The organism is Candidatus Methanoperedens sp. (genome assembly GCA_012026795.1).
Taxonomy (GTDB): domain Archaea; phylum Halobacteriota; class Methanosarcinia; order Methanosarcinales; family Methanoperedenaceae; genus Methanoperedens.
This window is the reverse complement of record VEPM01000029.1, coordinates 1-12350: the sequence shown is the minus strand read 5'-3', so window position 1 is coordinate 12350 and position 12350 is coordinate 1. Positions and strand designations below refer to the sequence as shown.

General features: G+C 39.2%; 13 protein-coding genes and 1 tRNA gene. 5 read left to right on the top strand and 9 right to left on the bottom strand.

The genetic code is table 11. The features are described 5' to 3' along the window. Positions 1–4: 4 nt before the first annotated feature. From FIB07_13690 to FIB07_13680, 3 genes are all read right to left on the bottom strand, one after another. Entirely contained in the window at positions 5–2068 is a 2064-nt protein-coding gene (locus FIB07_13690) for a thioredoxin domain-containing protein (protein NJD53907.1), read from the bottom strand. A 62-nt stretch (positions 2069–2130) separates the two neighbouring features. Then, complete coding sequence (locus FIB07_13685; GenBank protein ID NJD53906.1) at positions 2131–2673, bottom strand: DUF2179 domain-containing protein; 543 nt, start codon at positions 2671–2673, stop codon at positions 2131–2133. A gap of 18 nt (positions 2674–2691) precedes the next feature. After that, on the bottom strand, positions 2692–2991 hold the full coding sequence (locus tag FIB07_13680; GenBank protein NJD53905.1) for a ribonuclease P: 300 nt from the start codon (positions 2989–2991) through the stop codon (positions 2692–2694). 770 nt (positions 2992–3761) lie between these two features. On the opposite strand from FIB07_13680, the gene FIB07_13675 reads away from it, so the two are divergent. Beyond that, a complete protein-coding gene (locus FIB07_13675) occupies positions 3762–4238 on the top strand; it encodes a hypothetical protein (protein ID NJD53904.1) in 477 nt (158 codons plus the stop codon). Between the two features lie 19 nt (positions 4239–4257). Here the strand turns inward: FIB07_13675 and FIB07_13670 are convergent, their stop codons facing one another. Further along, positions 4258–5136, bottom strand: coding sequence for a 4-hydroxybenzoate octaprenyltransferase (locus FIB07_13670; protein NJD53903.1), 879 nt, complete (start codon positions 5134–5136; stop codon positions 4258–4260). Between the two features lie 17 nt (positions 5137–5153). Between FIB07_13670 and FIB07_13665 the strand changes: the two genes are divergently transcribed. Next, positions 5154–5945, top strand: coding sequence for a GTPase (locus FIB07_13665; protein ID NJD53902.1), 792 nt, complete (start codon positions 5154–5156; stop codon positions 5943–5945). A gap of 2 nt (positions 5946–5947) precedes the next feature. Here FIB07_13665 and FIB07_13660 read toward each other — a convergent pair whose 3' ends face one another. Together FIB07_13660 and FIB07_13655 are read right to left on the bottom strand one after the other, a co-directional pair. Further along, positions 5948–7390: a menaquinone biosynthesis decarboxylase gene (locus FIB07_13660; GenBank protein ID NJD53901.1), complete on the bottom strand. Its 1443-nt coding sequence runs from the start codon at positions 7388–7390 to the stop codon at positions 5948–5950. Continuing rightward, positions 7390–7638 (bottom strand): hypothetical protein, encoded by a 249-nt coding sequence (locus FIB07_13655; protein ID NJD53900.1) that lies wholly within the window; start codon positions 7636–7638, stop codon positions 7390–7392. The genes FIB07_13660 and FIB07_13655 overlap by 1 nt, the downstream gene beginning before the upstream one ends. Before the next feature lie 529 nt (positions 7639–8167). On the opposite strand from FIB07_13655, the gene FIB07_13650 reads away from it, so the two are divergent. Beyond that, complete coding sequence (locus tag FIB07_13650) at positions 8168–8455, top strand: hypothetical protein (protein ID NJD53899.1); 288 nt, start codon at positions 8168–8170, stop codon at positions 8453–8455. Positions 8456–8500: 45 nt separating this feature from the next. On the opposite strand, the gene FIB07_13645 is transcribed toward FIB07_13650, so the two are convergent. The 3 genes from FIB07_13645 to FIB07_13635 all read right to left on the bottom strand — a co-directional run bounded on the left by FIB07_13645 (position 8501) and on the right by FIB07_13635 (position 10915). Continuing rightward, positions 8501–9337, bottom strand: coding sequence for an integrase (locus FIB07_13645; GenBank protein NJD53898.1), 837 nt, complete (start codon positions 9335–9337; stop codon positions 8501–8503). 509 nt (positions 9338–9846) lie between these two features. After that, positions 9847–10716, bottom strand: a complete 870-nt coding sequence (locus FIB07_13640) for a hypothetical protein (protein ID NJD53897.1) — start codon at positions 10714–10716, stop codon at positions 9847–9849. A gap of 123 nt (positions 10717–10839) precedes the next feature. Next, positions 10840–10915, bottom strand: a tRNA-His gene (locus tag FIB07_13635). 492 nt (positions 10916–11407) lie between these two features. Here FIB07_13635 and FIB07_13630 point away from each other — a divergent pair. Continuing rightward, positions 11408–11818, top strand: a complete 411-nt coding sequence (locus FIB07_13630) for a hypothetical protein (protein ID NJD53896.1) — start codon at positions 11408–11410, stop codon at positions 11816–11818. After that, positions 11761–12350 (top strand): IS256 family transposase (locus FIB07_13625; GenBank protein NJD53895.1); only part of this gene is annotated, 590 nt, incomplete at its 3' end. The genes FIB07_13630 and FIB07_13625, both read left to right, overlap by 58 nt.

The window sequence follows — 12350 nt, the reverse complement described above, 5'->3', positions numbered from 1 at the left end:
TACTTCACAACAATTCCAGCATTTCCCCCGGATCAGTTACAGGCAATTTGCAGCTAAAATTCCGGCATACATATGCAACGGCTTTGCCTCCCTTGCTTGAAAGGTTTTTTGTATAATCAGCAATCTTTGTGATTTCACTTTCGTCATCAGGCCGCAAAATTACAACCTTATTCGGAATAAATTCTTTCCTGAGTGCCTTTAGCATATCCATCGTATCATCTGCCTGCAAGTCCCCTGCAATTACAACTTCACTCGATGGCCCCAGGATGAAATCAAGTGCTGACATAAGCATGGTATAACCAGCAGGTGCCTGCCCAACTCTCAGGGAGAATGCCTTTCCGATAGCTTCAGCTTTTCTTTCAAGTTCCGGGTCAGCCCTGATCCTGGAAAGCCGTATAAGGTTCAACATCGCTACCGAATTCCCTGACGGAATTGCTCCGTCATAGATGTCTTTTTTCCTCATGAGAATATTCTCGGTATTATCTGAAGTAAGGAAAAATCCACCAGCCTCCATATCCCAGAAATGTGTAAGCAGATATTCATTGAATTCAAGAGCTGCCTTCAGGTAGCGGATCTCGAAAGTTGTCTCGTAAAGTTCGAGCAGTCCCCAGACCAGGAACGCATAATCATCTAAAAAGCCCTTAATTGCTGCTTCACCTTCCCTGTAACGGTGATAAAGACCATCATTTGAGTTACGCATTGTGGAAAGAATAAAATCCGCAGCATTCTGAGCAGCTTTTGCATATCCGGGTTCGTCAAAAGCCCGGGAAGCTTTAGCCAGGGCTGCTATCATCAATCCATTCCAGTCTGTCAGGATCTTGTCATCCTTGCCGGGATGTATACGTTTTTCACGTGCTTTGAACAATTTACGTCTTGAGGTCTTGATGCTCTTTTCAATGTCTGATGACTGTAAACCAGATTCGTTAACAGGTTTTGATAAATAAAAAATATTTCGTCCATCTCCTTCCGGGAAATTTCCGTTTACCTTGATATTGAATAATTTCTTAACTGATATGTACTCTTCATCCGTGAGAACCTGCCGTATCTCATTCTCAGTCCAGAGGTAAAATTTTCCTTCTTCACCTTCGCTGTCAGCATCTTCGCCTGAGAAAAATCCTCCCTCAGGTGAGGTCATATCCCTCAATACGTAGGTAAAAACTTCCCGGCATGTATTTTCGTATTCTTTTTTTCCTGTCGCCTGGTAAGCCTCGGTATAAGCCATTGCCAGCAAAGACTGGTCATAAAGCATTTTTTCAAAATGCGGAACAAGCCATCTCTGATCAACGGAATAGCGGTGAAAACCAGATCCCACATGGTCATAAATTCCTCCCATACGCATGCCTGAAAGGGTCTTTTCAACCATCATAAGAGCCATCCTGTCTCCTGTGCGTTTCCAGTAGCGAAGAAGGAACATGAGGTTGTGAGGTGCCGGGAACTTGGGCGCATGACCAAAACCGCCGTGTTCTTCATCGAACATTCCCAGAAGCTGTTCATAGGCAATATGAAGTATTTCTTCAGTAAGTCTTTCTCCTGTAAGGGATCCTGATGCAGGCTTGAGAGCATTTACATTATGGTTTGCGGCTTTTTCAACTTCATCCCTCCGCAAGTTCCAGAGTTCTTTGACCTGGGGTATCATGTCCAGCATACCAACCCGGCCGAACCTGCTTTCTTTCGGTATATAGGTCATAGCGTGAAATGGTTTCCTGTCAGGTGTAAGTAATAAATTAAGCGGCCATCCCCCGCTTCCTGTCATTGCCTGGCAGACTGCCATATATATGCTATCGATATCCGGTCTTTCTTCCCTGTCAACTTTGATACTCACAAAGGAGTCATTCATTAATGCTGCGACATCATTATCCTCAAAAGATTCCTTTTCCATTACATGACACCAGTGACATGTGGAATATCCAATAGAGAGAAAAACAGGCTTATCTTCAGTCCTGGCTTTATCAAAAGCTTCTTCACCCCACGGGTACCAGTTCACGGGATTATATGCATGCTGCAAAAGGTAGGGACTTTTTTCACCGATCAATCGGTTCGCTTTTCTTTTACCAACCTCTTCACTCATTAAGTCTAATTTAGCGTCCCAATAATTAAAATCTTCTCAATTGAACAGGTTTAACATTGGAATCATTTTCCAGGTGGAAATATGCCTTCGGCTGCCGACCTGACTTCTTCTATTGAATAAAACGCCCTGGGATTAAATCTTTTGATAATGCCGACAACCTGTTGAAGGTCCCGCCTCTTAATGATAGTATAAACGATTTTTACTTTTCCTCTCGCTCCCTCTGCATCAATGCTCGTAACACCAAAACCTTCGGATTTTAAAAATTCCAACAACTGAAATCCATCTTTTTGTGTAATAATTCGAACGACCAGGGTACCTATTGCCATTTTCTCTTCTATCCAGATACCTACGAAGTTTCCACAGGCAAAACCTCCCGCATATGCTACATAATAAGTAATATTTGTCATATTGCTGAAAACCTGGCCGATTGCAAAGAGCCATATCATTATTTCAAAAAAACCAAAAATCGGGGCAAGCCACTTCAGACCTCTTGAAACAAATATTATCCTGATAGTCCCGAATGTAACATCTACGATGCGAGCCAAAAAAATCAGGATTGGAAGGACAATTAATGAAAATGTTTCTGAATTTATGATGTTTTCCATATTTCACTGTTCTGATTTTCAGTACGGAAATCTCATCTGCTTTCCGCACGATGTGCATGTAATAGATATGTGAGTGCCCTGAAGCCTTGTCCGTGCAGTAACGCCCTGGACTAAATACGTATGGCAGTGCTTGCATATTTGCCTCTTCAACCCAGGGGGCATCCTGACCCTGTACCTCATCCCTATTTTCCTTGCAAGTTGGACATAACGGTTGCTGCGAGCAGGATATTTCTCGAATTCAATATGAGCCAGTTCAAAAAGCCGGATCATGCGCTGAAATGCCATGTCCTTTGACCAGTCTTTCTGTTTTTTGCGCATGGGGCATAATTGGCGTTGGATTACAAATAATGTTTCATAAAAAAATAGATAGAGAGAAGAGAAACTAATTAGAGAGTAATTAGAGACTAACTAAAGAGTAATTAGAGAGTAATTAGAGACTAACTAAAGAGTAATTAGAGACTAACTAAAGAGTAATTAGAGACTAACTAAAGAGTAATTAGAGACTAACTAAAGAGTAATTAGAGACTAACTAAAGAGTAGAAAGATTAACTAAAGAGTAATTAGAGACTAACTAGGATAAAGATAGAGAGGCTAACTAATAAAGAAAGAAGAGTGAATGGATTGTTTCTGGGAATTAAAACAAAACAAGTTTAACCATTAGCTTTATATGGAATGAGATGGTAGTTAGTTTGGGAATAACAATCCCTAACCAAAAAAATGGGATTGCAGAGCAACCCCGTGAGGTATCGTTAGATACGTCATTAGTTATGTGCAACATACTATTGACCTTGCTAATTATATACTTTTCGGTTAATACTGCAAATTCCAGTGTTGAGTAAGAAAATACCGCAGACGCTGGCGGGCAATGGCGTTAAAAGGAGTATGTATGAAAAATAGTGTTGAATTTTCACTATGGGTTCTAATACAGCTAGGAGTCATTGGTTTATTATGGAATCTACCAATCCCGATTTCAGCGAAATTACTCATAGTAGGATTTGTAGGCTTATATACACTGAGAAAGTTAGTGTATTCAGAGCCTATGAGGGAATGGTATTAACCCCATTCCTTTATGCGAGAGAGATGATAAAATGGCACATATAATATTTGAATTTAACAATAATAAATATCGTCTAGAAAAAAGCGACTCAGATGTAGAAAAGATATTTGAGTCTATAACTGGGATTAAAATTGAAAGAAAAAAAATATATGAAACAAAAAAGCAAACCGAAGATATTGCTAAAGAAATTAATTTAGTTGAAGAAACAAGAGAATTAAAACATCCTAGCATTGAAGAATTAATAAATTTATTCAAAACGCAAATTAATTTTGAATTTGGAACAGAATTGGTTCGAAAAAAATTCTATCCAAACCTCAGTAAAGAGGAATGGAAAAAAGCATATTATAGCTTATATAGTAAAATCGAAAATGCAATGAAAAAAATTGAAGAACAAGAAAGGGGTCATTTTATTAAACGAAAGGAAGGAAGATTCACATATTATACTTTTGTTAAAGATAACATACCATCATTATCAAAATATGAAACAAAAACAAATGAAGAGATTTAAAATCTTCTAATCGAATTCTTTAGTAACGTATCAATATATCCAATACCGTAAATGCCAGCATGCTCAAACTCACTGCCGCATTCACATTAAAGAACGCCACAGGAACATTGGTAAAGTTATCCGCTTTAACAAGCGTATGCTCATACCATATAAGAGCAGCAATAATAATCAGCCCCACTTTGAAAATAACCCCAAGATTGAGCACGAACATCAATGCTATCAGAAGTATAAGCATCAGAATATGCGATAAAAATGACATATCAAGCGCCCTCTTTACACCGAAAACAGCTGGCACGGAATACAGCTTATTCCTGATATCAAAATCAATATCCTGGAGCGAATAAATAATATCAAAACCCGCTACCCAGAATGTAACAGCAAATAGAAGCAGAAGCATGGCAATTTCTGGTGTGCCGAATGGGAACTTAAATATTCCCGTTACTGCAAGCCATCCTCCTACAGGCGCATAACCAAGGTTCATGCCCAGGACAAAATGCGATATCGGAAGAGACCTTTTAAGATATGGATATATTATTGAGGTAACAGGAATGATGGGCGCAAGCAAAAGGCACAGTGGATTCAATTTATAGGCAGAGTAAAACAGGAAAAAGTAGGATATGATTATTAATCCCCATACTTCAAATAATGTTATCTTGCCAGCAGGCAGCTCGCGATTTACTGTCCTCGGGTTTTTTGCATCAATATCCTTATCAATGAGGTTATTCAGCGCCATCGCGGCACTTCGCGCCCCCAGGAACGCAAGCCCGACCCAAAACAAAACCCCAAGTTCAGGAATACCTTTACTTGCCAGGATTGCGCCAAGATAAGCAAAAGGGATGGCAAAAAGCGTATGCTTCAACACAACAAAATTTGCATATAATTTCAATTTTTTTAACATCAAAAATCTTTTCTCTTTTGACCTGTATTTACTACCTGATAGCAATGATCAATCTTTATTTTATCGGCTCGGCGGGAAGCGGCAAGTCTTCACTTACGAACGCTTTTTTCGGATGGATGGAAGACCAGGATTTTGATGCAATTACGGTAAATCTTGATCCAGGCATTGAAAATGCCCCTTATGCCCCTGATGTGGATATCCGTGACTGGGTAAGACTGGGCGATGTAATAAAGGAATACGGGGTCGGGCCAAACGGAGCCCAGATCATTGCAGCAGATCTTCTTACTTTGAATATTGATGAGATGAAAGAGATAATTGAAAGCTATGATTCCGATTATGTCATTTTTGACACGCCAGGGCAGATGGAACTATTTGTTCTTCGCCAGTCCGGGAAATTCCTTATTGATGCTCTTGGTGCCGACCAGTCGATCATCGGTTTCCTGTATGATCCCATAATTTCAAAAACGCCATCCGGATTTATTTCATTGATGCTCCAGGCTGCTTCTGTCCAGATGAGGTTCAATGTCCCATTCTTGAATATCCTTCCAAAATCAGATCTGCTAAAAGATGATGAACGCGAGAAAATAATTAACTGGAGCAGGAATATTATGGATCTTGAAGATGATATCCATAAGGAGGTACCTACGATGCAAAGCCAGCTAAGTATTGAATTCCTTTCAGCGCTCAAATCATTTGGGGCAAGCCAGAATATTATTCCGGTTTCTTCGACTTATGGATCAGGCATGGAAGACATATACAATACAGTGCAGCAGATATATCATGGAGGGGAAGACCTGGGCAAGGATTAATTTTATAATCCAAGTTCTTTCCAGATGTTATCCACCCGTGCTTTTACTGCCGGATCCATTTTCAAAGCATCAGGCCATTCCCTGTTGAATCCTTCTCCCGGTCCTTTTCGCGTGGCGTCAATTCCCATTTTTGAGCCAAGGTTGGGTAGGGGCGAAGCATGGTCAAGCGTATCAGTCGGCGCTTTATCGATTATCGTAACGTCCATTGCAGGGTCCATTCGCGTGGTCGTTGCCCAGAGAACTTCTCTCATATCCTGCACATTTACATCATCATCAAGAACGATTATGGTCTTTGCGAACATCATCTGCCCCATTCCCCAGAGTGCGAACATGACTTTTTTTGCGTGCCCGGGATACCGCTTTTTTATTGACACGATGCACAGGTTATGGAAAACAGCTTCAACAGGCAGGTTCACATCGACAATTTCAGGAAGCTGGGCTTTCATGAGAGGAAGGAAGATCCTTTCGGTTGCTTTCCCCAGATATGCGTCTTCCATTGGCGGTATTCCCACAACGGTCGCATGGTAGATCGGATTCTTGCGGTGTGTAATGCATGTTACATGGAACACCGGGAATTTATCTGCAAGTGAATAATATCCTGTGTGGTCGCCAAAAGGCCCTTCTGTGCGGCGCTCTTTTTCATCCACATATCCTTCAAGGATAATTTCGGCATGTGAAGGAACATAAAGGTCAACTGTTTCACATTTAACAAGCTCCACGTTCTTTTTGCGCAGGAATCCTGCAAACATCATCTCATCGATATTATCGGGAAGCGGCGCAGTTGCCGAATATACAACAGAAGGATCTGCCCCGATAGCAACCGCAACCTCGATTTTTCCGTTTCCTGCCGAATCAGCGTAATCCCTTGCGCCGTGTTTATGGATATGCCAGTGCATGCCTGTGGTCTTTCCGTCATAGATCTGCATCCTGTACATTCCCACGTTCTGCTTTTGGGTTTTTGGGTTCCTTGTGAATACAAGAGGAAGTGTAATGAAGCGCCCGCCATCCTCCGGCCAGCATTTCAATATGGGAAGGTCATCAAGTGAAAACCTTTCTTTAAGAATTATTTCCTTGCATGGGCCTGATTTTACGTATTTTGGGGCAAATGATGTAAGTTCAACAACCTCAGGAAGCTTCTTTATTCCTTCCCATAACCCTGATGGGGCTTCAAATTCCATGAGTTTGCGTATCCTTGCTCCGATTTCATCAAGATCATTTACATCAAGTGCAAGGCACATTCGTTCCATTGTACCGAATGCATTGGCAAATACAGGTATCCTGAAGCCTTTTACATTTTCAAACAGAAGTGCAGGGCCATTCTTTTTAACACATCTGTCAAGAATTTCAGTGATCTCAAGCTCAGCACTTACTTCTGTTTTTATTCGTTTCAGAAGTCCCCGTTTTTCGAGAATTTCAATGAATTCCCGTAAATCCTTAAATGCCACTATATGCCCTCTGAAATACCGCTGTTTCTTTCTTCATTGGATTTAGGCTTTATTGATGCAGCTTTTAAAAGACATGACCGGTGTATATATCCCATCTGTTTTTTCTTCCAGTTGCCGGATTCGTCACTCATTCCTTCTACGGGTTCGTAAATCATGAGCATATCCCTTGCATCCTCCGGGAACATGAGTTTCACAAAATCGTTACATATAAGGCATTTTTTCCAGCGGGTATATTTACGTTCAGTCATATTATGCTAATTGCGTTACGGGAATATATATAGATGCCGTCACGGTATTTTAGCCTGTTCCAGACAGAGATATCCTGTCCATGTATTAATGCTCATTATAATTATGACAGTTAACTATAAATACTTTAGTTCGCATATATACGAATTGTAGTGGGCAGAGAAAAATTTTTTTTCGATGTCATACACCATAAATCCCAAAAGCCCACTACCTCCTATTTAGAATAAATGCTCATGTTTACAAGAACCGTAAACTATAAATACTATTGTTCGTATATATGCGAATTGTAGTGGGCAGAGAAATTTTTTTATATACCACCATAATCCCCCTTTCTGCCCACTAACCTACATATTGGATGGGAAATTTTTATCTAACTGATCCTTTAAATGATATATTTTAAATCCGTTACGCGAATCAATTTAAATATTGCGTTACGCAATTCAATGTAAATTAAATTATATAGTTGTTCGTACCTATACGAAATGATTATAACCTCAGAGAAGAAAGTTATAATAAGAAAAGGTGCTCAATATGAATACAAATGAAAAGTTCAAGAGTAAAAAGCCGAAATATGGCTTTACCTCATTGATAGGTCTGGCTTTTATGAGTTTTGTGACCGGCTGGGTATTCCTTATCCCGATAGCAACAGCGGTCTTCCTTTGCTATGGCTATATTGTTTATTCGAAAGAGCAGAAGCACAGGATCAGTGTAAATTACAAACCGAGTGAAGCAATGCAAGCAATTGCTCGCAGGGAAATGGAAATTAATAAAGAGAAAGAAAGATTGATGCATGAGAGCCGGGGCGAAATAAAATGGTAATGAAATAAAATTATATTATTTAATTTTATTTATTTTTTTATAAAATCACAGCATATCCAGCGGGCTTTTGATTTTCTTTATTTCATCTGAAGATACCTGGGTGTATATCTGGGTAGTTTGTAGATTCGAATGCCCGAGAAGCTTCTGGATTTTTCGTATATCCACGCCGTTCTCAAGAAGATGCGTGGCAAAAGAATGCCGGAGCGTGTGTACATGCACCGGTTTCTCGATTCCAGCGCGCAAAGCAGATACTTTTATAGCGTGCTGAAGGCCACGTGGCGACATTTTCCTGCCATTTACAGAAAAAATGTATCCTTTGCCATTGGCCCTTGTTTTTTCCATGTAGTCCAGAAGGTCTTTCCTGAATAATTCTGAAATAATGAATATCCTGTCCTTTGCTCCTTTTCCCAGGCGCACCCAGCCGATACCATCATTCAGATCAAGATTTGAGTATTGTAGATTTGTGCATTCAGAAAGCCTTAACCCTGTGGAATAAAGGAGTTCAATCAAAAGCTTGTGCTTTATGTTTTCCGTATTGTCGATAAGTTTTCTTATTTCTTCGCGGCTCAATACTACTGGCAATTCTTTCGTTGCTTTTGGCGTCTTTATCAAAGACATATTTTTCCCGAGCATCTCTGAATAGAAGAATTTAAGAGATGCTTTTATGAGCGCGATCGAGGAATTTGATAATGAATCATCTGACATTTTTGATGCGAGGAACTCCTTGATATCTTCGTCTGTTATTTCTTCCGGATTCTTTTTAATAAATTCAAGAAACTTACGGTTATAGAAAAGATACATCTTCGAGGTCTGCCTGGAAAATCCCCTTAGCTTTAACTCGGTTTCAAGTTTCTTCAATGGTATTGGAAGTTCATCCTGCATAATACCCTTATTTTTGGCATTTCAGGTATATAAAAACTGCGTATAATCAACATTATATACACTTTTTGCTGTTTTGCCTTTTTTTTGGTACTTTTTGCCTCAAAATCGCAAATAATTTTTAAGCAACAAAATATTTGATTGGTAATTACTTCCCTGGATAGATTAATCTCTGCCAGATTATAGAACGTGTCCTATAAATTAAAATAAGAGGTTTAAATAAAAATGTTGTATTTACTTCCCGTTACGGAAAGTAAATTAGACAATTGCGTAACGGGAATCTGCAGTATAATTTCCGTAACGGGATTTCGGAGCAAAAATACCGTTACGGAAATTAACATACAAAATTGCGTAAAGGAACTAAGAACCGATCCGAAAAGTCAAAACCACAGAGGTCACAGAGAGCACAGAGATTTTTTAAGTACGTCTCCGTGCTCTCTGTGCTCTCGGTTAATTCGGAAATATACTATTTATTGATTTTTCGGATAGGCACTAATAGACCAGATTATGACCTATTTGACTTGCGTGGTAACAATTTTTGTATCCACCGTCTTTCCCTGTAATAATAAATTAACTGTTATAGTATATTTTCCTGACGGTCTTATTCCACTTACTTTTTCTGGAATTGTCATCTGTATCGGGAGTTCATATAATTCACCAGGCTTGATATCTGCATTATATTGATTAGAATATTCTCTTTTCGCCTTATCTCCCATCCAGGCATAATCATTATTTATTGCAATCGTCTTAGTCTCGAATCCTGCGATCGCAGCAGACCCTGTGTTCATAAGAATGATCTTTGCCTTAACATCACTACCAGCAAAATAACTGGGCGCGATTTCAATTCTGTCGATCTTTAATTCGCTTGCTTCCTTGATATAGAAAGTGCCGGATGCTATCACAGCACCACGATATTCAGCCTTCCAGGTATGATTTCCCGAATAAAGTGCTTTTGTTGAAACTGCACCGCAAGCATTTACTTGCGAAGGAGGAAATGGATCTACAGAAACCATTACCCCATTTACTCCCATATTTTTTCCTTTGAACATGATCTGGAATCCCCACTGGTTTTTTGAAGCTGCATATTCGTGAAGAGTAACACCATTAACTGATTCAATGACAATAATGGATTTTTTTGCATTGAGAGTCTGGTTATTAAAAGTCACATTGAGCAATATTAAATGCTCTCCAACCTTAAATTTTTGTAAAATTTTCTGGCCATTACCGATATTTGTGCCGTCTGATTCCCATTCAAAAGAGGGGTTATCTATGTTCTTTATCGTCGCTTCGAGTAATTCTTCCGTATCTTTCCATAATACCCTGTCACAACCTATTGAAACCGATGGCTCTGGTTTTTCCGGGATTTCCTGTGTTTTAAACATGCTATTGCCCAAAATAAAAAATAAAATTATTACTGCCAGTAAAATGAAAATATATTGTTTTTTTGGCCTGGGAATTCTTAAAATATTATATCCGGACATATGCAGGGCTCTAAATAAAAACAATGGGGCCCGGGCCGGGATTCGAACCCGGGTCGTAGGATCCACAGTCCCATAGGATAACCAGCTACCCCACCCAGGCACATTGATTCAATGATGGGGGCATCCCGTAATTGTATCGGTAAATGATAAAGGTTTTGTTCCATAATTCTCTTTTTAGTATTATGGGGGATGTTAGGGGGGTTTCAATTCGTATTGGTAATTTTGGCGTGATACAATATAATCCATATTGTATAGAATTAAACGCATAATCGTAAGTTTTTGGGTTTGATAAATTAAGACTATATTATTCAATAAGATCATATATAGTTAAAACGTATCTACAGACCTCGTAACATTTGTACGGGATTTGGGGTGACTGCAACACGCGCTTATTCTCATGCTCTCATAGACGATGGAATACAGAACTACTTTCTTCGATTCTAATTTAGGCGCACATCAAAGAAAAAATTTATTAGTACAATGGATATAAATGTGTGATAGGTGCGTATACTACTCCTATAATGGTATGATATATACACGATGCAAATGCAAATTAGAATGCATAGTCCGTCTTTAATTTGGAAAAAGAAACATGAGAGAGAAAGAAAATATTTCCGAAAGAATTGAGCAATTGATCAATAAAGTGAACTCTAATACTCAAAAGGAGCTTGACGACACCATTCAGAACGAACTAGGTCGATTAATTACTCTGTTGCCAGATATTGAGAGAGCAACAGACTCCCATCTAATAGGAGCCATCGAAGTAGCAGTGTCAGCCCTTCTTTTAGAAAAGCCAAATGTACAATTAGCCACCATGATACGAAAAGATGTTGAACAGAGAGTTCACCCCTCAGTAAAGAGTTTATTTAATAAGATATCTGGGAGTGTAACCGATTTTGTTGAAACTTCTATTAACTTGAAAGAAAGTAATAGGAGTCGAGCAAAATGGCAAAATTGTTTACAAGAGAACAAGCGAGAGAATGGCTTAGGGAAAATAATCTGAAAGATGGAAAAAGCATCGAGAATGCATTTATTGCCGAGATAAAAGGCGTTCTTCAAGAAGCTTTGGAAGAAGAAATAACCAATGAACTTGGCTATTCCAGATATGATTGGAAAAACAAGAACACTGACAATTCCAGGAATGGCCATTCTAAAAAGACCGTCAAAAGTCAATTTGGAAATATGGAACTGAATATCCCACGGGACACAAATGGCGTATTTGAGCCCATCATTGTCAAAAAACATGAAAGAACAATATCAAGCGAGCTTGAAGGGATGATCACTTCTCTATTTGCTCAGGGTGTTAGCAACCGGGATATCCAATCTCATATGAATAAAATATATGGCCTTGATGTATCTGCCGAAATGGTAACGAGAATAACTGACAAGATCCTGCCAATTGCAAAGGAGTGGCAGAGCAGGCAATTGAATGAACTATATCCTATCATCTACCTTGATGGTATCGTATTCAATGTTAACCAGGATGGTCATGTTATCAAGAAAACAGCATATGTCGTCTTTGCAATAAATGTGGA

Bases quoted from the DNA above. Each gene is read 5' to 3' on its own strand.
- FIB07_13690 (NJD53907.1), bottom strand. From the start codon at position 2,068: ATGAGTGAAGAGGTTGGTAAAAGAAAAGCGAACCGATTGATCGGTGAA.
- FIB07_13685 (NJD53906.1), bottom strand. From the start codon at position 2,673: ATGGAAAACATCATAAATTCAGAAACATTTTCATTAATTGTCCTTCCA.
- FIB07_13680 (NJD53905.1), bottom strand. From the start codon at position 2,991: ATGCGCAAAAAACAGAAAGACTGGTCAAAGGACATGGCATTTCAGCGC.
- FIB07_13675 (NJD53904.1), top strand. From the start codon at position 3,762: ATGGCACATATAATATTTGAATTTAACAATAATAAATATCGTCTAGAA.
- FIB07_13670 (NJD53903.1), bottom strand. From the start codon at position 5,136: ATGTTAAAAAAATTGAAATTATATGCAAATTTTGTTGTGTTGAAGCAT.
- FIB07_13655 (NJD53900.1), bottom strand. From the start codon at position 7,638: ATGACTGAACGTAAATATACCCGCTGGAAAAAATGCCTTATATGTAAC.
- FIB07_13650 (NJD53899.1), top strand. From the start codon at position 8,168: ATGAATACAAATGAAAAGTTCAAGAGTAAAAAGCCGAAATATGGCTTT.
- FIB07_13645 (NJD53898.1), bottom strand. From the start codon at position 9,337: ATGCAGGATGAACTTCCAATACCATTGAAGAAACTTGAAACCGAGTTA.
- FIB07_13640 (NJD53897.1), bottom strand. From the start codon at position 10,716: ATGTTTAAAACACAGGAAATCCCGGAAAAACCAGAGCCATCGGTTTCA.
- FIB07_13630 (NJD53896.1), top strand. From the start codon at position 11,408: ATGAGAGAGAAAGAAAATATTTCCGAAAGAATTGAGCAATTGATCAAT.